Below are 19,170 nucleotides of genomic sequence, written 5' to 3'. Positions count from 1 at the left end.
CCCTGCCCGCAAGGGCGCATGGCGCACTTGCGTGCGCGTGCGCCGCTGCCATCGTATGCCGGGAGCTGACGCGCTGCGATGAGGCACCGGGGGATTCAAGCCACCGCGCGGCGGCGCGATGGAGGCGTGGCCGGCTTCCGGCGCCTGGCGCTGTGCGTGCTGCTGGGGCTGCTGATGCTGGCGGTCTGGCGGCCGGCGTCCGCACACGGCGGCGGCGCGCCGCCGCTGCGCGACTATGCCATCGATGTATGGACCTCGCGCAATGGCCTGCCGCACAACTCGCTGCGCGATATCGCCCAGACCCCCGAAGGCCACCTGTGGTTTGCCACCTGGGAAGGCCTGGTGCGTTACAACGGCCTGGATTTCACCGTCTTCGACCGCAGCACGCGCCCCGGCCTGCGTGACAACGGCGTGGGCTCGCTGCTGGTGGACCGGCAGGGCGGGCTGTGGATCAGCGATTCGCGCGGCAACATCACCCGGCGTTCGACCGATGGCCAGTGGGACGTGTGGCAGCGCCAGCAACACACCCCACAGGTGCTGATCCAGGCGATGCAGATGGACAGCCATGGCCGCCTGTGGCTGTTGTTCGAAGGCAAGGGGATCGGCTATCTGGGGCCGGACGGGAAGATGGTCTACGAGGCGCCACCGAAGGACCTGCCGTTCGCGCTGAACTTCACCAAGCTGGTGGTCGATGCGCAGGACCGGGTCTGGATCGGCACCCTGGACGGCCTGTTGCTGCGCGATACCGATGGCACGCTGAAGCGGGCGCCGGCCGCCTGGGGCGTGGGTAGCGGACTGGTATGGCCCTACCGCGCCCCCGATGGCGTGGTGTGGATCGTCGGCGGGGAGAGCCTGTACCGGTTGCAGGACGACACGCCGCACCTGGTCCATCGCCTGCCCGGGCAGATCCACCTGACCGCGATGCTGCAGGATCGCCACGGCGACCTGTGGCTGGGTACGGAGAACCAGGGCCTGCTGCGTATTTCACAGCACGGACTGGAACGCCTGCCGGCGGGGCTGAACCTGCCCGGTGGGCGGGTGGTGAGCCTGCGCGAGGATGCCGAAGGCAGCATCTGGGTCGGCGCCAATGGCGGACTGTACCGGCTGCGCGAAACCCTGTTCGCCAGCTATACCGAGCGTGACGGCCTGAGCGGCGACTATGTGCGCACGGTGCTGGAAGATGCCCGGCGCACGCTGTGGGTCGGCAGCGCCAGTGGCCTGGACCGGCGCGGCGCGGACGGTCGTTTCGCACCGGTCATCCTGCATAACCGGGGGGGCAAGGCCCCATCGGTGCTGAGCCTGGCGCAGGGCCGGGACCGCGATGTATGGGTGGGGACCTTCGGTGACGGGGTGATGCGGTTGGACGAAAACGGGCATCCCGAACGCACCTATGACAGCGTCGATGGGGTGCCTATCGGCAACATCCGCGCGATCAGCATCGATGCCCAGGGCGTGGTGTGGGCCGGTACCCAGAGGGGCGTGGCGCGCATCGATGACAAAGGGGCGAGCCTGCCGCGCATCGAAGGCATGCCGACCGCATTGATCACCGCACTGGCCCACGATGCCGCCGGCAACCTGTGGATCGGCACCATCGAAGGCATCCGCGTGCTGCGCGGCGACACCGTACAGCACATCGACCTGGCCGGACTGGGCGGGGGGCGCAGTGTGTTCGGCTTCCAGCAGATCGGCGATGCGATGTGGATCAGCAGCGACCGCGGTCTCTACCGCTACCAGAAGGGCGTGCTTGCGCGCGTGGGGCTGGAGCAGGGCATGCCGGTGGACACGGTGTTCCAGCTGGTGCCGGACAAAGTGGGCAACGTGTGGATCAGCAGCAACCGGGGCGTGCTGCGCACCGACATGGGCATGCTCAACGAAGTGGCCGACGGCCGCGCCGCGCGCCTGGACGTGGAGCGTTACAACGAAATCGACGGGATGGCGAACTCGCAGGCCAACGGCAGTTCCGGGCCGGCGGCGCTGTTGCGCCAGGACGGCACCTACTGGGTGGTGACCGCCGGTGGCTTGAGCATGGTCGATCCGCTGCGGCTGCAGCGCTTCCGCGAGCGGCTGGCGCCGCCGGCGGCGATCGAGAACGTGCAGGTGGATGGCGCACCGATCCATTGGGAGGGCAGCGATCGCAATCGCATCGAAGGCGGGCGACGGCTGGCGGTGAGCTTTGTCGGGCTGAGCTACCTGATGTCCGAACGGATCCGCTACCGCACCCGGCTGGACGGACTGGACAGTGGCTGGGTGGAGCGCGGGCAGCAGCGCAGCGTGGAGTTCATCGGCCTGCCGCCGGGCGATTACACCCTGCATGTATCCGCGGCGCATCCCGGTGGTGCCTGGAGTGACAGTGAAGCGGTGTGGTCGTTCACCATCGAGCCGTTCTGGTGGCAGCGGCACAGCGTGCAGGCGGTGGCGGCGCTGCTGCTGCTGGCCGGCCTGGTCGCCCTGTACCGTTTCCTGATCAACCGCTACAAGACCTCCAATATCCGCCTGGCGCGCATGGTGGACGAGGCCACGCGCGACCTGCAGGCGCAGACCGTGCACCTGCAGGCGTTGAATTCAGAGAAGAGCGACCTGGTGGACCGGTTGGCACTGCAGTCCGAGGCGTTCGAACGCCAGGCCCGCGAAGATGCACTGACCGGCCTGCCGAACCGCCGCGCCTTCGACGAAACGATGGCGCGTGACTTCGCCCGTTCGCAGCGCAGTGGGCATCCGCTGTGCCTGGTGGTGCTCGACGTGGATCACTTCAAGAACGTCAACGACCGCCATTCGCACAGCGTGGGCGACGCGGTGCTGGTCGAGGTGGCGCAGGTGCTGGCCTCTGCCTGCCGCGATTCGGACCTGCCCGCGCGCACCGGAGGCGAAGAGTTCGCCCTGCTGCTCAACGACACCCGGCTGGAGGAAGCGGCGCAGGTCTGCGCGCGCCTGCACGGGCTGTTCCACGACCATCCGGACTGGGCCGGGATCCCGGATCTGCGGGTCACCTTCAGCGCCGGCCTGGTGGAGCTGGACCCGGCCGACCGCACGCCCAAGCTGCTGTACCAGCGCGCCGACCGGGCGCTCTACCGCGCAAAGAGCGATGGCCGCGACAGGACCAGCATCGGCTGACCTTCGGTCAGCCGATGCTGGTCCACGCATTCCACCTTATCCCCGCGCCTGTCGGCGCGCCCCCTTGAACAACAAGGGGGCTGTTCTGCAGACACATGGCGTGCGGAAAGCCCGGAGGCTGTCGGACTGCAAGCCCCCGTTGTCAGGTGGCCGCCTCGGTGGGTGACGACCGTTGGTCGTCACGCTCCTGATGCAGCTCAGCGCGGCCAGGCGTTCGCGATCGTGCAGAACAGCTTTGCGGTCTGCTCGGTGTCATACACCGCGCTGTGCGCCTCTTCGGCATCCCAGCCGAGCCCTGCCGCCGTGGCGGCGCGGGCCAGTACGGTCTGGCCGTAGGCGATCCCGGCCATGGTCACCGTGTCGAACACGCTGAAGGGATGGAACGGGTTGCGCTTGTGGCCCACGCGCTCGACGGCGGCGTTGACGAAGCCCAGGTCGAAATGCGCGTTGTGGCCGACCAGGATCGCGCGCTGGCAGCCGTATTTCTTCATCGCCGCACGTACCGGGGTGAAGATGTGGTCCAGCGCGTGCTTCTCTTCCTTGGCCAGCCGGAACGGGTGGTCCAGGATGATGCCGGTGATTTCCAGCGACTTCGGATCGATCTCCAGGCCTTCGGCCGGCACCACGTGCGCGCTGGCCGTCTGGCCCGGGTACAGCAGGCCGTTCTCGTCCATTTCAATGGGCACCGCGGCGATTTCCAGCAGCGCATTGCGTCGACAGTCGAAGCCGCCGGTTTCCACGTCCACCACCACCGGCAGGAAGCCGCGGAAGCGCTGCGACATCGCGCGATGCGTGGCAGGAGGCGGGGCAGGGGCGTCGACGGGCGGGGGCAGCGGGGTGTCAGTCATGCCCGAATTCTAACAGAGGCCGCCGGTCGCCCCCTCCAGGGGCCATGAACGAGGAAAGCCGAGCAGGGCTCGGCTTCCGGGCACGGCCACGCCGGGGATCACTCCGCGGCGCTGGAGGTCTCGTCGCGCTTCTCGCGCGGCGGCAGCGGCTGTTCGCCATGCACCAGGAACCAGACGTTCTCGGCGATGTTGGTGGCGTGGTCGCCAACCCGTTCCAGGTTCTTGGCCATGAACAGCAGGTGGGTGCAGGGGGTGATGTTGCGCGGATCTTCCATCATGTAGGTCAGCAGCTCGCGGAACAGCGCGGTGTACTGCGCATCCAGGCGGGCGTCGTCCTCGCGCAGCGCCAGCGCCGCTTCCACGTCGTTGTCCCGGTAGGCTTCGATGGCCCGGCGCACCTGCACCGCGGCCAGCCGGCCGAGTGCCCGCAGGCCCTGGATCTGCGGCAGCGGCGGCACCTTGCCCAGCGCGATGGAGCGCTTGGCCACGTTGGCGGCATAGTCGCCGATGCGTTCGATGTCGGCCGGGATGCGCAGGCCGGCGAGGATCTCGCGCAGGTCGCGCGCCATCGGGCCACGCAGCGACAGGCGCATGACGTCGTGGCTGATCTGCTGTTCCAGCGCGTCGATGGCTTCGTCGTTGGCGATGATGCGGCGGGCGGCATTCTCGTCGCGCTTCTCGATGACGTCCATCGACGCCTCCAGCTGCGCCACGGCCATCTCGCCCATGCGCACGATTTCGGCGACCAGGCGCTGCTGCTCTTCGTCGTAACTCTTGACGATGTGGTCGTTGGGAAGGTTCATGTCTGTGCTCTCGGAAGGGGGCGTGCGCGGATCAGCCGAAACGGCCGGTGATGTAGTCTTCGGTCTGCTGCTTGCTGGGCTGCGAGAAGATCACCTCGGTCCGGTCATGCTCGATCAGGTCGCCCAGGTACATGAAGGCGGTGTAGTCCGAAACACGCGCGGCCTGCTGCATGTTGTGGGTCACGATGACGATGGTGTAATCGTGCTTGAGCTCTTCCACCAGCTGCTCGATGCGGCTGGTGGAGATCGGATCCAGCGCGGAAGTCGGTTCGTCCAGCAGCAGCACGTCCGGGCGCAGGGCGACGGCGCGTGCGATGCACAGGCGCTGCTGCTGGCCACCGGACAGGCCCAGCGCGCTCTGGCCCAGCTTGTCCTTCACTTCGTCCCACAGCGCGCCCTGGCGCAGCGCATGTTCGACGCGGTCGTTCATGTCCGCCTTGGACAGTTTTTCGTGGTGGCGGATGCCGTAGGCCACGTTCTCGAAGATGGTCATCGGGAACGGCACCGGCTTCTGGAACACCATGCCGACCTTGCTGCGCAGGCGGTTCATCGGGTACTTCGGCGACAGGATGTTCTCGCCGTCCAGCAGCACCTCACCACGCGCTTCCAGCTTCGGGTACAGCGCGTAGATGCGGTTGAAGATGCGCAGCAGGGTCGACTTGCCGCAGCCGGAAGGGCCGATCAGCGCGGTGACGCGCTTCTCCGGCACTTCGATGTCGATGCTCTTCAGGGCATGGAACTTGTCGTAGTAGAAGTCCAGTCCACGCGCGGCCAGCTTGACCGGCGCCGGGGTGGCAAGCGATTCATGCGAGGCCGGGACCACGATGCGCTGCATCGGCACGGCGTTGGAAAGATCGTTCATGGCAGTGTCCGCGGAAAGGTCAGTCATGGGAGATACGGTTGCGCAGCAGGATGCCGCGTGCGCTCAGGCTGATAAGGAGCACGAAGACGGTCAGCACCAGCGCGCCGGCCCAGGCCAGCACCTGCCAGGATTCGTACGGGCTGCCGGCGAACTGGTTCATCACCACCGGCACCGAAGCCATCGGCTGGAACACGTTGCTGCTCCAGTACTGGTTGCCGAAGGCGGTGAACAGCAGCGGGGCGGTCTCGCCGGAAATGCGCGCCAGGGCAAGCAGGATGCCGGTGACGATGCCGGCCGAGGCGCTGCGGTACAGCACCTGCACGGTGACCTTCCACTGCGGGATGCCCAGCGACAGCGCGGCTTCGCGCATCTGCGACGGCACCAGGCGCAGCATCTCGTCGGTGGTGCGAACCACCACCGGCAGCACGATGAAGGCCAGTGCCAAGGCACCGGCGAAGGCGGAGAAACTGCCACCGGTCTGCATCACGAACAGCGTGTAGACGAACAGGCCGAGCACGATCGACGGGGCCGACAGCAGGATGTCGTTGACGAAACGGACCACGGTGCCGGCCTTGCGGAAGTTGCCGTACTCGGCCAGCCAGGTGCCGGCCAGCACGCCCAGCGGGGTACCGATGCCGATCGCCATGGCGCACATCACCGCACTGCCGTAGAAGGCATTGGCCAGGCCGCCTTCCTGCATCGGCGGCGGGGTCATCTGGGTGAACAGCGCCCAGTTGATGCCCGGCAACCCCTTGGAAAACAACGTCCACAGGATCCAGCCGAGGAAGAACAGGCCGAACAGCGCGGTGACGACGGACAGCAGGATCGCAACGACGTTGCCGATGCGGCGGCGCAGGTACAGCGATTCGGTGGCAGTGGACATCAGTTGCCCTCCTTGCGGGACAGGCGCATCAGCATCAGGCGGGCGATGGCGAGCACCACGAAGGTGACGATGAACAGGACGAAGCCGAGCAGCAGCAGGGCCGAACGGTAGGTCTCGGTGGCTTCGCCGAAGTCATTGGCGATCAGCGCGGCGATGGTGGTGCCCGGTTCCAGCAGCGAAGGCGACAGGCGCACGCTGTTGCCGATCACGAAGGCCACCGCCATGGTCTCGCCGAGGGCGCGCCCCAGGCCGAGGAAGATGCCGCCGATCACCGCCGAGCGGGTGTAGGGCAGCACGATGTCCCAGCTGACTTCCCACTTGGTCGAACCCAGCGCATACGCCGATTCCTTCAGGCGGGTCGGCACGGTCAGGAACACTTCGCGCATCACCGAAGAGATGAACGGAATGACCATGATGGCCAGCACGAAGCCGGCGGTGAGCATGCCGATGCCCAGCGGCGGACCCTGGAACATCGGGCCGATGATCGGCCATTCGCCCAGGGTTTCATTGAGGAAGGGAGTCACGTACTCGGTCATCACCGGCACCAGCACGAACAGGCCCCACATGCCGTAGATGATCGAAGGAATGCCGGCCAGCAGTTCGATGGCGGTGCCGACCGGGCCACGCATCCAGCGCGGGGCGACTTCGGTCAGGAAGAAGGCGATGCCGAAGCTCACCGGCACGGCGATGACCATCGCGATCAGCGCGGTGACCAGGGTGCCGTAGATCGGCGCCAGCGCGCCGAATTTGTTCTCCACCGGATTCCATTCGGAGGAGTAGAAGAAGCTCAGGCCCTGGGCTTCCAGGGCGTGGCGACCGCCCCACAGCATCGACAGCGCGGCGCAGGCCAGCGCAGCCAGGACGAAGATGACGGTGCCGACCAGCACCCATCGGAACAGGCGGTCATTGCGGGCGTCACGCGCATCACGCGTGGAAGGTACGGCGGCAGGCTGTGCGATGGCATTCATGGGATAGGCGGCGCGGCCAGTTGGGGGCGGGGTGACGCGGTACTCGAAAGGACGGTGCCCGCGCAGGGCGGGCACCGTGCCGGCATCACTTCAGTTCAGTACCCCAGTAGGCTTCGATCTGGGTGACCAGCTCGGCCGGCAGCGGCACGTAGTGCAACTCGTTGGCCTGCGCCTGGCCGTTTTCGAAGGCCCATTTGAAGAACGCCAGCGCGTCCTGGTTGCGCTTGGCATCCTTGGGCTGCTTCTGCATCAGCATGAAGTTGGTGGCGGTGATCGGCCAGGCCTGCTCACCCGGTGCATTGGTGATGACCAGGTTGAAGTCCTTGGCGCTGGCCCAGTCGGCGCTGGCGGCAGCGGCGGCGAAGGTTTCAGCATTCGGCTGCACCCAGGTGCCGGCCGCGTTCTGCATGGAGGTGTACGGCATGCTGTTCTGCAGGGCGTAGGCCAGTTCGACATAGCCGATCGAGCCCTTGATCTGCTTCACGTACGAAGCCACGCCTTCGTTGCCCTTGCCACCCACGCCGTCCGGCCACTGCACCGAAGTTCCTTCGCCGACCTTGCCCTTCCAGTCCGCGCTGACCTTGGACAGGTAGTTGGTGAAGTTGAAGGTGGTGCCCGAACCATCGGAGCGGTGCACCAGGGTGATCTTGCCTTCCGGCAGGGTCACGCCCGGGTTGGCGGCGACGATGGCCGGGTCGTTCCAGGTCTTGATCTTGCCCAGGAAGATGTCGGCCAGCAGGGCGCCGCTCAGGCGCAGCTTGCCCGGCTCCAGGCCTTCGATGTTGACCACCGGCACCACGCCGCCGATCGCCGACGGGAACTGTGCCAGGCCGGACTGGGCCAGCTCTTCGCTGCTGAGCGGCTTGTCCGACGAACCGAAATCAACGGTGCCGGCCTTGATCTGGGCGATGCCGCCGCCGGAGCCGATCGACTGGTAGTTGATCTTGGCGCCGCTGGCGGCGTTGTAATCGGCCGACCACTTGGACACCAGCGGGAAGATGAAGGAAGCGCCGGCGCCGGAGACTTCGGCGCTGACCTTGTCACCGGCGGCCGGGGCCGCGGCGGTGGAACCGTCGGCCGGCTGCTGGGCGGTCGGCGCTTCGTTGCCGCCGCAGGCCGACAGGCCGAGGGCAATGGCCAGGGAAAGGGTGGCCAGGCCGGCCTTCTGCAGTTTCATGCGTCACTCCATAGCGGTAGGTTGCCGGTCTGTCCGGCGGTTGCGGCTATGAAATGATGTTTTTGTTACAGCCTGATGACGCAGGTCACGGACACCCGCCACGTCACCACATGACGGGCCTTTCACACCCCAGGCCAGCGCCCGCCTCCCCCCGCGAGGACCAGAACTGCGCGGCTTCTGCTCCCCGCTTTCAACCCGCACCGCGCCCGCAGTCTGTCAGCAGCGGTGCCGGGTGGGGTCGTGCAGGACGCTGAGCCGCATGGATGCGGCGACGCAGCCTACAAGGACGTACTTGCGGCGTGTCCTGCACGACCCCACCCGGGACCGCATGCACGCGAGCAAGACCGGGCGCAAAAAAAAACGCGCAACCCTGGAAAGGTCACGCGCCCCGGAAAGGGGCCGGCGGAGGGAGAGAGTCCCCGCCGGCCCCATGCCTTGATGGATCAGTACTTCAGGTTCTGCGTCCAGTACGTTTCGATCTGCTGCACCAGGCTGTCCGGCAGCGGCACGTAGTCCAGCTGCTTGGCCTGGTTGTCGCCGCTCCTGTAGATCCAGCGGAAGAAGTCCTGGGTCGCCTTGGCGTTGGCCACGTTGCGCGGCTGCTTGCGCACCAGGATGAAGTTGGTGGCGGTGATCGGCCACGCCTGGGCGCCCGGCGCGTTGGTCATCACCAGGTAGAAGTCCTTGGCGTTGGCCCAATCGGCGCTGGCGGCCGCGGCGGCGAAGGTGGTGTCAGACGGCTGCACGACATTGCCGGCGGCGTTCTTCATCGAAGCGTAGGACATGCGGTTCTGCAGGGCGTAGGACAGTTCGACATAGCCGATGCCGCCCTTGATCTGCTTCACGTAAGCGGCGACGCCTTCGTTGCCCTTGCCGCCGATGCCGGCCGGCCACTGGACCGAGGTGCCTTCGCCGACCTTGGTCTTCCACTCCGGGCTGACCTTGGACAGGTAGTTGACGAAGTTGAAGGTGGTGCCCGAACCGTCCGAACGGTGGACGATGGTGACCTTCGCGGCCGGCAGGGTCAGGCCCGGGTTCAGCGCGGCGATGGCCGGGTCGTTCCAGGTCTTGATCTTGCCGAGGAAGATGTTGGCCAGGGTGGCGCCGTCCAGCTTCAGCGCGCCCGGGGCGATGCCGGCCACGTTGATCACCGGCACCACGCCGCCGATCACCGACGGGAACTGGGCCAGGCCCGCAGCAGCCAGTTCTTCCGGCTTCAGCGGAGCATCGGAGGAACCGAAGTCGACCGTAGCGGCCTTGATCTGCGCGATGCCACCGCCGGAACCGATGGACTGGTAATTGACCTTCTTGCCGGTGGCGACGGTGTAGTCGGCCGACCACTTGGACATCACGGGGAAGATGAAGGACGCGCCGGCGCCGGTCACATCAGCGGCGTTGGCGGCGAAGACGGACGACGCGGCCAGGATGGCGACGGCGGCGCGCGACTTGAAGGCGTGGATCACGGGGATGGCTCCTGGGTGGTGGACGGGCGAGTACCCGTCGTGTCGCTGCACATTCCATAACGATTGCGTGACATCAACGCGACTGTCACATGACGCATCCATGACAGCGCCCGGGTGACCGATTTCCAACAGTTGCCCGGGCGGTGCAGGCGTATACCTGCACTGGCGCCCATCCGGCGCATGACAGCAAGGAGACGATGATGGACGTACTGGTCCTGCATGACCTTGAAGAGCGCATCTCCGCCATCAGCGAAGAGGACGCGATGTACGTGGCAGGGGAAGAGATCGACCTGGACTGATCCGGCCGGGGGGCAGGGCATGTCCTGTTCCCCTTCTTCATGTGGAGGATCCGATGGTTCCGATCAAACCCCTGCTCAAGCGCTCGCACCATGTACTCGTTTCCGAACAAGGTGACGTGTGCATCGGAGAGATTCCCGGTACGGCGAAAATACTCACCGCACCACCGGAGTGGGCCACGGTGGTGCTGTCGCTGCTGGATGGCCAGCACACCGTTCCACGCATCCAGAAGGAACTGGCTGCGCGCCAGATCACCTTCGTCCCCCACGATGTTCAGGCGTTGATCGAGCAGCTCGGGAGCCACCGGCTGCTGGAAGAGGGCGCTTACGCGTCCGTGGTGCTCAGCGCAGCGGAGATGGAGTGCTACGACCGGCAGATACTGCAGTTCGCACTGCTCGACCAGGCGCGGCAGCCGCATGGCACCTGCTACCAGGAGCGGCTGAAGCAGAAGCGTGTGCTGGTGCTGGGCCTGGGCGGCTGGGGCACGTGGTGCTGCCTCAACCTGGCGCGGTTGGGAATCGGCACCCTGCGCATCGTGGACGGCGACTGCGTGGAGCTTTCAAACCTCAACAGACAGGTTCTCTACGACGCAGACGATGTGGGCGCCAGCAAGGCCGTGGCTGCGGCCGCGTCGCTGCGCCGGCACAACCCCCATCTGAACGTGGAAGCGGTGGCCGAATTCGCCAGTACCGGCGAGGAGCACCTGCGCGCGCTGCTCGAGGGGGTCGACCTGGTGGTGCTGGCCTGGGCCAGCCTGGGCTACTACCGCATGCGCAGCGTGGAGCGTCGCCTGCACCGGCTCGCCGGGACGCTGGCCATACCCGTGATCGAGCTGGGTGGCGACCCGCTGCAGATATCGGTGGGACCTGTCTACCTCAACGATGGGTCGCATCCGGGATTCGAACAGTTGCGTGAAGCGGCGCAGCGGTCGTTCTACGGCAGTAGTCCGCAGATCCGTGCGTTCCAGCGTGCGCGCATGCGCAATGCCTTCAACGACGGCGGGCGCCTGGTCAACGCCTGGCAGAGCGCGCCCTCGCTGAGCATCATGGGCGGGCTGGTCGCTGACCAGGTGATCAAGCTGCTCAACGGCTACGACGCCTGCATCCTGGTGGGCAAGCGGCTGCACTTCTCGTTGCAGACCTATCAAAGTCACCAGGAGGTGGTCTTTGAGCATGCCTGACGCGCTTGCGCACACCTTCCGCGATCACGGCCATGTGCATTTCAACGTGCTGCCTTGGCTGCCGGAGCTGGACGGCATCAGCGGCGGGCTGGAGCACCTTCCGGAGCAGGCGTGGAGCTACATCATCAGGAACCGTGACGGCGAGTTCGAGTTTCCTGCCAGGCAACGTAGCCTTGCGCGGGTACAGCAGCGCAAGGCAATGCGTGATCGCACTGCCGGAACGTTCGCATTCTCATTCCGGCGCATCGATGGCGCGTCGCAGAATCTTCATGTTCCCGCACTTGCCGGCGCGCGGCGCCTGATGGATGGGCCCGCCCTGCGATCGCTCCTGCACACAGTCACCGGCCGCGTACCGTTGGCGATCCGGCAATTCTACGTAAGCCGCTTCGATGAGGGAGACTTCCTGTCCACGCATTGCGATCCTGGCCAGAGCTTCGGTGTAGTGATCAACCTGACCCGCGAATGGGACCCCAACCACGGCGGTCTGACGATGCTGTTGAGCGAGGACCGCAGCCGGGTGCGCTCGTGCCTGTTGCCGGTCAGATTCCAGTTGCTGGTGTTTGACACCAGCAAGCGCCTCATTCCACATTTCGTTTCCACCGTTGGTGCCCACGGGCCGTGCAAGCGCTTGGCTCTGGTGGTCCGTTACGACGCAGCGTTCGTCGATGGCAATTCCCCGGACTGACCTGCGCGGCGCCGCTGCTGCGCTTGCCGTGGTAGTGATATGGGCTGCGAGCTTTTCCTTCGCGCGGCAGGCCATCGAGCATCTTGGGCCCTGGATGTTCCGCTTCTACAGCGGCTCGCTCGGCCTGTTGCCGCTGCTGGGCGGCCTGGCCGCCAGCCTTGCGGAACTACGGCGGCTTGACCGGCGGTCACGCTGGCAGATCCTCGTTGCGGTGACGGTGAACGGCAGCCTTGTGGCGACAATGAACATCGTGGCGCTGTCCTGGTTTCCCGCGTCCACGGTGCTTGCCTTGATCTACACCATGCCGGCGTTCACCAGCCTGATCGACGCTGCGCACTCCCGCCGCTGGACGCTGTTGGGTGCCGCAGCGCCTGCAGCCGCGTTGGCCGGCGTGCTGCTCTTCGCAGGAGCGAGTGCAACGCCACTGGGCGCCGGCGGGCTGCTGGTGGTGGCCAACGCGCTGGCGTGGGCATTCGGTACGTGGTTGGCAGGCCAGCCGACCCAGCGCCTGCCAGCGCGGTCGATGGTGACCCTGCAGATGCTGTTGGCACTGCTGACCTCCCTGCCGATGGCGGGCTGGGTACTGCTGCAGCCGGGCGCACTTGCGCAGCCCGGCGCGGCGGACCTGCTGGGGATCGGCTGGGCGGGCCTGCTCAATGGCAGCGTGGTGTTCGGTCTGTGGTACTACGCAATCAACCTGCTCGGTGCAGTCCGCGCATCATGGTTCACCTTGCTGGTGCCTGTGCTGGGCAGTGCGGTGGCAGTGCTGTTCTTCGCCGAAACGCTGGCGACGTGGCAGCGGATCGGCATTGGGCTGGTCAGCGTGGGGATCGCGCTGCATTCCCTGTCCCGGCGTCGCCAGCAGGTCCCGCGCGCCCTGTAAGGACAGTGTTCCGCAACAACGCAGAAGGGCACGGCGCAATGCCGTGCCCTCCATCATCAGCGTGTTGCAACTGCGGGGCTTACCAGAAGAACTGCAGGCGCGCTTCCAGGATGTTCGGATCATCGTTGACGAAGCCGCGCACGCTGGAGCTGTACTTCTGGCTGTCCACCATCACGTAGTTCAGGGCGAACTTGGTGTTGGAGCGCCAGTAGTAGTTCACGCCCACGGTCCAGATATCCATCTTGCCGCCGAGCACGCCGTCCACGATCGGCGGACGACCGGCGACCGGGTTGGCGCTCAGGTTGCCGTCGTTGAGGTCCATGTGGTCGTAGCGGGCGCCAAGCTGCCACATGCCGCTGCCCGGGTTGTCCGGCAGGCCGGTGCCCGGCACGCCGCCCTTGTAGCCCCAGGTCTCGCCGGTGATGTTCCACAGGCCGCTGACATAGAAACCATCGCTGGTGTAGTTGTCGTTGGCCATGCGCTTGGCCTTGCTGCTGTAGTACTCACCCTGCGCCTTGAACGGACCGCCGATGTACATCGCTTCCACGCCCAGCGTGGTGACGTTGTCGGTGTCGACCATGTTGCCGCTGTCGACCAGGCGCACAGTGGCCAGGTCGGCATTCGGACGGGCCCGCACGCGCAGGGTGTCCGCATCGGTGTCATAGGCCACGTAGCTCAGGCCGAAATGCAGCACCTGGCCCTTTTCGTTGATCGGGGCGAAGGTACCGCGCGCGCCATAGCCGCTGCCGTGGGCCAGGTTGCGGGTCAGTTCGCGGCCGAAGGCGCTGGCGGTCACCGACCAGTTGTCCTGGCCGTAGCCCCAGGCGCCGCCGAGGCGACGGGCCACCGCGTAGGTGTTGGTGACCGCGGCCTTGGAGATGAAGTCGTTGTTCTTGGTGCTGGACAGTTCTTCCAGGCTGTTGGGCTGCTTGTACTGGCCCAGCTGGATGAAGTGGTTGCTGTTGCCGCCCAGCTTGTACTTGATGTTGGTGTCGAGGAACTTGTCGGCCTTGGCGTCATAGCCGACCACCCATTCCACGTTGCCCGGGCCCTTGCCCTTGAGCACCAGTTCGGCGCGGCGCAGCTCGAACTCGCTGTCCTTGCCGTTGGCTGCATCGCCGCCGTTGAGGTCGGCTACATCGTTGTCGAACCAGTTGCCATCGGCCTGGACCAGGCCTTCGAAGGTGATCTCCGAACCGCCGATCACATCGATGGCCACTTCAGCGTGGGCGGCCGGGACGAACAGCGCAGCCGCAACGGCCGCAGTGAGAAGTTGGCGATGCAGTTTCATGGAGAAAGTAGCCTTGCAGGCAGGTGGGAAGATGCGCGCAGGCTAGATCGTGAAGATTGCGTAAATATGACAGTTCGCGAACGGCCGCCGTCCGCGAGGAGCGCTGCCCATGCAGAAAGTGCCTATCAGGCCCGACCCATATGACGGCAGGATTGCGTCCCGATGGCAGCGCGTGCGGCCGGCTCAGGTGGCCGGCGTCTTGTCCTTGAAGCGGCACAGATCGCGGATGACGCACTGCGGGCAGTCAGGTCTGCGCGCCTTGCACACATAGCGCCCGTGCAGGATCAACCAGTGGTGCGCATCGAGCAGGAACTCCCCTGGAATCGCCTTCATCAGCCCGTCCTCAACAGCGCGCACATCCTTGCCCGGTGCCAGCCCGGTACGGTTGGACACCCGGAAAATATGCGTGTCCACCGCCATGGTCGGCTGCCCGAAGGCGGTGTTGAGCACCACGTTGGCGGTCTTGCGGCCCACGCCGGGCAGGGCTTCCAGCGCGGCGCGGTCTTCCGGCACCACGCTGCCGTGCTGCTCGACCAGCAGGCGGCAGGCGGCGACCACGTTCTTCGCCTTGGCGTTGAACAGGCCGATGGTGGAGATGTAGCGCTTCAGGTCTTCCTCGCCCAGGTCCAGGATCGCCTGCGGCGTGTTGGCCACCGGAAACAACTTGCGCGTGGCCTTGTTGACGCCCACGTCGGTGGCCTGCGCGGACAGCGCCACGGCCACCAGCAGCTCGAACGGCGAGCTGTATTCCAGTTCGGTCTTCGGATGTGGATTGAGCTCGCGCAAGCGGGTGAACATTTCCACCACGTCGGCGCGCGGCATCTTCGCGGTACGCCGCGCGGGTGCGCGCGCGTTCTTGCTGGCGTTGGCCATCAGTTTCCTTTGGGGACGGCCGCCCGCGCCTTGGCGCGCGCCAGGATCGCTGCGGCGGCAGAGGGCAGGGCGGGCTTCTGGTCGGGTGCCGGCGGCGGTGCACGGCGCGCATCGCGCTCGGCATCGCGGCGCGCCAGGCGTACCGCGCGTGCCCGGTAGCGCTCGCGGGCCGCCCAGGCCCGGCGCAGCTGGTGCTGGGCCTGCAGCAACCGCTGCGGCAGATCCGGATGCCCGGGCACGCGGCCGCCATCGGCATCACCAGCTGCGTATTCCATCAAGCCAGCCTGCACGGCGGCATCCAGGTCGTCTGCCAGCACCAGCTGCAACAGCACGGCGGGATCGGGCGAACGTGCCATGGCTCAGCGGTTCCGGAAGACAGCGGCCCGCCGTTCGAGGAAGGCATGGGTGCCTTCCCGCATGTCCTGCGTGGCAAACAGCAGGCCGAACTGCGCACTTTCATACTCCAGCCCGGATTCCAGGCTGCATTCTCCGCCCACGTGCACCGCATCGAGCAGCGCCCGCAGGGCCAGCGGTGCGGCGCTGGCCAGCCGTTCGGCATGGGCGGCCACCCGTGCATCCAGCTGGTCGGCGCTGGCCACCTCGTTGACCAGGCCCAGCTGCAGCGCACGCGCGGCGTCGATGGGGGTGCCCAGCAGGCACAGTTCCAGCGTCGCGGCGCGGCCGCACAGGCGCAGCAGGCGCTGGCTGCCGCCGAACCCGGGAATCAGCCCCAGGGTGATCTCCGGCTGGCCGAGCCTGGCGGAATCGGCGGCAATGCGCAGGTGGCAGGCCATCGCCAGTTCCAGCCCGCCACCCAACGCGAACCCGTTCAGCCGGGCGATGACCGGCTTGGGCATGCGCTCGATCTGACGCATAAGGCGCTGTCCCAGCAGGGAAAAATCCCGCCCGTCCACGGCAGAAAGGGTATTCATCTCACCGATGTCGGCCCCTGCGACGAAGGCTTTCGGCCCGGCACCGGTCAGCACCACGACGCGAACGGCCGGTTCCCGGGCGGCATCTTCGAAGGCCGCAGCCAGCGCACGCAGGGTTTCCCGGTTCAGGGCGTTGAGTTTCTCCGGCCGCTGCACCGTCACGGTGCGGATGGCACCGTGGTCCATTACGGCGACGGGGACGGCAATCGGGGCGTCGGCCACGCGGAATCTCCAGGAACGTTAAAAAACGGTGATGTTGAACTCTTGAAACGTAATCAGGTCAAAGCCTGCGTTGTCAGTAGCGGAACCCCCCTCGCGGCCGCTATCCTAACCCGTCGCCTCAGGGCGGCGAAAACGCCCCCTGAGTTACCACCCCTGGAGAATTGTTTGATGAAGTTGCGTTCTATCGCGGTCGCCGTCGCGGCCCTGGCCCTGACGGGCAATGCCTTCGCCCAGGACGTTGCGTCCGAAAAGGGCAAGCTCAGCTATTACTTCGGTTATGACTACGGCAACAACCTTGCCGAGCTGACCGGTCGCGGTGAGCAGCTGGACATCAACTCGGTGGTGAAGGGCCTGCAGGACGCCTACGCCAAGAAGCAGCCGGCCATTACCGCCGACCAGCTGAAGCCGGCCGTTGAAGCGTTCCAGAAGCGCGAGCAGGGCCGTGCCCAGGCCGCCAAGGCCGAGTACGACAAGGCTGCAGCCGAAAACAAGACCAAGAGCACCCAGTTCCTGGCCACCAACAAGGCCAAGTCGGGCGTGCAGACCCTGGCCAGCGGCGTGCAGTATCGCGTGATCGAAGCCGGCAACGGCGCCAAGCCGACCCAGGCCAGCACCGTGCAGCTGGAAGTGGCCGGTCCGTTCCCGTACGGCACCCGTCCGGCTGAAGCACGCCCCGCCCAGCAGATTCCTGCGATGAAGCTGAGCGAAGTGGAAATGAAGGCCATGCGCGAGACCCTGCTGCAGATGCCGGCCGGTTCGAAGTGGGAAGTGACCCTGCCGCCGGAACAGGCCTATGGTGCCGACCCGCGTACCCCGTTCCCGCCGAACGTGGCCGTGCAGTTCGAAATCAAGCTGGTCAGCGTCAAGTAATCAGCAACACCGTTCAACCCGACGCGCCGGTGGCTTCCACCGGCGCGTTTTTGTTTGCGCCGGGTGCCGGCCGCGGTCCATTCGCGGTAATGTACGGCGGTGCAAACCACGGAAAAACCAGCACGTGCCGTGCCCAGTCCCTGCATTGGAAAATGCGAACTCGACCCGCATCGGTCGTGCACCGGCTGCCTGCGCAGCATCGATGAAATCGCGCGGTGGTCGTCGATGAGCGAGCGCGAACGGCATCACGTCATGCACCACCGCCTGCCGCTGCGGGAACAGCTCCGATCTTCATTGGAAGGCTCGCTGGCCGATCATCAACGCCTGATGCGCGCGCTGCACCCGCTGGACGTGCCGCCGTTGGGGGATGGCTGGAACCGCAGCGAGCTGGAGGATCTGCTGCCGCCCGGACCGCTTGTCGAAGCGGCGGTGCTGGCCGGTATCGTGCCGCGTGCCACCGGCGCGCAGGTGATCCTGACCCGTCGCACCGAAGCGCTGCGCCAGCATGGGGGGCAGGTGGGTTTCCCCGGTGGCCGCACCGAAGCCGACGACGCCGATGCGGTTGCCGCGGCACTGCGCGAAAGCAACGAAGAGATCGCGCTGGCGGCCGGCCAGGTGCAGGCCCTCGGTTACCTGGACCCGTTCGTGACCATTACCGGGTACCGCGTGACGCCGGTGGTGGCGGTGGTCGATCCCGGCTTCAAGCCCATTCCATCACCTGATGAAGTGGCCGACGTGTTCGAGGTGCCGCTGGATTTCCTGATGTCACCGGACAACCTGCACCACGTCGAGATCATCCATCGTGGACGCGTGCGCCATGTCCTGGAATACAGCTGGCCGGGCCAGCGTATATGGGGCGCCACCGCGGCCATCCTGTACAACCTGCGCCGCCGCCTGGAGCAAGTGCAATGAACCATCTTGAAGCACGTTGGAACCCCCTTGTGGATGCCGCATCATTGGCCGCGATGCTCGATGCCGATGCCGATGCGCTGCGCGTGGTGGACGTGCGCGCCACGGCCAGCACCGCAGTGCGCGTGGTCGATGCGCGTTTTTCGCTGGCCGATGCGCAGGCCGGGGCAGCGCAGTATGCCGCCGGGCATATTCCCGGTGCGGTGTATGCCGACCTGGATCAGGATCTGTCGGACAAGCGCAAGGTCGGCCACGGCCGGCATCCGCTGCCGGACAGCGCGACCTTCGCGGCCACCGTCGGTCACTGGGGCATCGGCCCGGACACGCAGGTCGTGGTCTATGACGCGGCCGAAGGCAGCATGGCCGCCGCACGCTTGTGGTGGCTGCTGCGTCTGATGGGGCACACCCGCGTGGCCGTGCTGGATGGCGGCTTCGCAGCATGGCAGCAGGCGGGTCTGCCGGTGAGCACGGAGCTCGCCCGGCCTGCCGCCCTGCCACCGTATCCCGGCCAGCTGGAGGGTCGCCAGGTGGCCACCGCGGACGAGGTTTCGATGCGGCTGAAACATGCGCCCGGCTGGCTGGTCGATGCGCGCGCCAACGAACGTTTCCGCGGTGAAGTGGAGCCGCTGGATCCCGTGGCGGGCCACGTACCCGGCGCGGTCAACCGTCCGTTCGCGTTGAACGTGGTGGACGGCAGGATGCGCCCGGCCGATGAGCTGCGCGCCGAACTGCAGCAGGTGATCGGCGCGCACGACCCTGCGCAGGTGGTGCTGATGTGCGGATCGGGCGTGACCGCCTGCCATCTGTTGCTGGCGATGGAATCTGCCGGCCTGCATGGCGCACGCGTTTATGCCGATTCGTGGAGCGGCTGGATCAGCGACCCGGGCCGGCCGGTGGCGAGCGGCGCATAGCT

At 66.5% G+C, this 19,170-nt stretch carries 19 protein-coding genes; 8 read left to right on the top strand and 11 right to left on the bottom strand.

The annotated features are described in order from the left end of the window. Positions 1-174 precede the first annotated feature (174 nt). On the top strand, positions 175-3,111 hold the full coding sequence (locus tag ABE522_RS04685; protein WP_346590753.1) for a diguanylate cyclase: 2,937 nt from the start codon (positions 175-177) through the stop codon (positions 3,109-3,111). Between the two features lie 197 nt (positions 3,112-3,308). On the opposite strand, the gene rnt is transcribed toward ABE522_RS04685, so the two are convergent. The 7 genes from rnt to pstS (ABE522_RS04650) form a co-directional block, all read right to left on the bottom strand. Next, positions 3,309-3,944: a ribonuclease T gene (rnt, locus tag ABE522_RS04680; RefSeq protein WP_406846309.1), complete on the bottom strand. Its 636-nt coding sequence runs from the start codon at positions 3,942-3,944 to the stop codon at positions 3,309-3,311. 113 nt (positions 3,945-4,057) lie between these two features. After that, positions 4,058-4,762: a phosphate signaling complex protein PhoU gene (gene phoU / locus ABE522_RS04675; RefSeq protein WP_042614352.1), complete on the bottom strand. Its 705-nt coding sequence runs from the start codon at positions 4,760-4,762 to the stop codon at positions 4,058-4,060. Between the two features lie 31 nt (positions 4,763-4,793). Continuing rightward, complete coding sequence (gene pstB / locus ABE522_RS04670; protein ID WP_042614353.1) at positions 4,794-5,624, bottom strand: phosphate ABC transporter ATP-binding protein PstB; 831 nt, start codon at positions 5,622-5,624, stop codon at positions 4,794-4,796. 19 nt (positions 5,625-5,643) lie between these two features. Continuing rightward, a complete protein-coding gene (pstA, locus tag ABE522_RS04665) occupies positions 5,644-6,507 on the bottom strand; it encodes a phosphate ABC transporter permease PstA (RefSeq protein ID WP_042614354.1) in 864 nt (287 codons plus the stop codon). After that, positions 6,507-7,475, bottom strand: coding sequence for a phosphate ABC transporter permease subunit PstC (gene pstC, locus ABE522_RS04660; RefSeq protein WP_042614355.1), 969 nt, complete (start codon positions 7,473-7,475; stop codon positions 6,507-6,509). The genes pstA and pstC overlap by 1 nt, the downstream gene beginning before the upstream one ends. A gap of 85 nt (positions 7,476-7,560) precedes the next feature. Then, positions 7,561-8,652, bottom strand: a complete 1,092-nt coding sequence (pstS, locus tag ABE522_RS04655) for a phosphate ABC transporter substrate-binding protein PstS (protein ID WP_346590717.1) — start codon at positions 8,650-8,652, stop codon at positions 7,561-7,563. A 443-nt stretch (positions 8,653-9,095) separates the two neighbouring features. Continuing rightward, positions 9,096-10,115, bottom strand: coding sequence for a phosphate ABC transporter substrate-binding protein PstS (pstS, locus tag ABE522_RS04650; RefSeq protein ID WP_346590716.1), 1,020 nt, complete (start codon positions 10,113-10,115; stop codon positions 9,096-9,098). 197 nt (positions 10,116-10,312) lie between these two features. Here pstS (ABE522_RS04650) and ABE522_RS04645 point away from each other — a divergent pair, with 197 nt between their 5' ends. The 4 genes from ABE522_RS04645 to ABE522_RS04630 are packed head-to-tail and all read left to right on the top strand — an operon-like array spanning position 10,313 to position 13,160. Further along, positions 10,313-10,414, top strand: coding sequence for a pantocin A family RiPP (locus ABE522_RS04645; RefSeq protein WP_406846305.1), 102 nt, complete (start codon positions 10,313-10,315; stop codon positions 10,412-10,414). Between the two features lie 53 nt (positions 10,415-10,467). Continuing rightward, positions 10,468-11,592 (top strand): HesA/MoeB/ThiF family protein, encoded by a 1,125-nt coding sequence (locus ABE522_RS04640; protein ID WP_346590715.1) that lies wholly within the window; start codon positions 10,468-10,470, stop codon positions 11,590-11,592. Beyond that, positions 11,585-12,277, top strand: coding sequence for a 2OG-Fe(II) oxygenase (locus tag ABE522_RS04635; protein ID WP_346590714.1), 693 nt, complete (start codon positions 11,585-11,587; stop codon positions 12,275-12,277). Before ABE522_RS04640 ends, ABE522_RS04635 begins: the two co-directional genes overlap by 8 nt. Beyond that, positions 12,258-13,160, top strand: a complete 903-nt coding sequence (locus ABE522_RS04630; protein WP_346590713.1) for a DMT family transporter — start codon at positions 12,258-12,260, stop codon at positions 13,158-13,160. Before ABE522_RS04635 ends, ABE522_RS04630 begins: the two co-directional genes overlap by 20 nt. Positions 13,161-13,239: 79 nt before the next feature. On the opposite strand, the gene ABE522_RS04625 is transcribed toward ABE522_RS04630, so the two are convergent. The 4 genes from ABE522_RS04625 to ABE522_RS04610 form a co-directional block, all read right to left on the bottom strand. Beyond that, positions 13,240-14,451: an OprO/OprP family phosphate-selective porin gene (locus ABE522_RS04625; protein ID WP_346590712.1), complete on the bottom strand. Its 1,212-nt coding sequence runs from the start codon at positions 14,449-14,451 to the stop codon at positions 13,240-13,242. Between the two features lie 183 nt (positions 14,452-14,634). Then, the gene (gene nth, locus ABE522_RS04620; RefSeq protein WP_346590711.1) at positions 14,635-15,324 is read right to left on the bottom strand and encodes an endonuclease III; all 690 of its coding nucleotides are present in this window, start codon (positions 15,322-15,324) and stop codon (positions 14,635-14,637) included. After that, the gene (locus ABE522_RS04615; RefSeq protein WP_346590710.1) at positions 15,324-15,680 is read right to left on the bottom strand and encodes a hypothetical protein; all 357 of its coding nucleotides are present in this window, start codon (positions 15,678-15,680) and stop codon (positions 15,324-15,326) included. The genes nth and ABE522_RS04615 overlap by 1 nt, the downstream gene beginning before the upstream one ends. Positions 15,681-15,683: 3 nt before the next feature. After that, entirely contained in the window at positions 15,684-16,442 is a 759-nt protein-coding gene (locus ABE522_RS04610) for an enoyl-CoA hydratase/isomerase family protein (RefSeq protein ID WP_346590751.1), read from the bottom strand. Between the two features lie 204 nt (positions 16,443-16,646). Here ABE522_RS04610 and ABE522_RS04605 point away from each other — a divergent pair, with 204 nt between their 5' ends. From ABE522_RS04605 to ABE522_RS04595, 3 genes are all read left to right on the top strand, one after another. After that, positions 16,647-17,348 carry an FKBP-type peptidyl-prolyl cis-trans isomerase N-terminal domain-containing protein gene (locus tag ABE522_RS04605; RefSeq protein WP_057507738.1) on the top strand — a complete coding sequence of 234 codons (702 nt, stop codon included), beginning with the start codon at positions 16,647-16,649 and terminating at the stop codon, positions 17,346-17,348. A gap of 99 nt (positions 17,349-17,447) precedes the next feature. Further along, complete coding sequence (locus tag ABE522_RS04600; RefSeq protein WP_346590709.1) at positions 17,448-18,260, top strand: CoA pyrophosphatase; 813 nt, start codon at positions 17,448-17,450, stop codon at positions 18,258-18,260. Next, positions 18,257-19,168 (top strand): sulfurtransferase, encoded by a 912-nt coding sequence (locus ABE522_RS04595; RefSeq protein ID WP_346590708.1) that lies wholly within the window; start codon positions 18,257-18,259, stop codon positions 19,166-19,168. Before ABE522_RS04600 ends, ABE522_RS04595 begins: the two co-directional genes overlap by 4 nt. Positions 19,169-19,170: the final 2 nt, after the last annotated feature.

Source organism: Stenotrophomonas lacuserhaii (genome assembly GCF_039674585.1).
Lineage (GTDB): Bacteria > Pseudomonadota > Gammaproteobacteria > Xanthomonadales > Xanthomonadaceae > Stenotrophomonas > Stenotrophomonas pennii_A.
The sequence above is the reverse complement of the archived record's forward strand: the minus strand, read 5'-3'. Positions and strand labels throughout refer to the sequence as shown.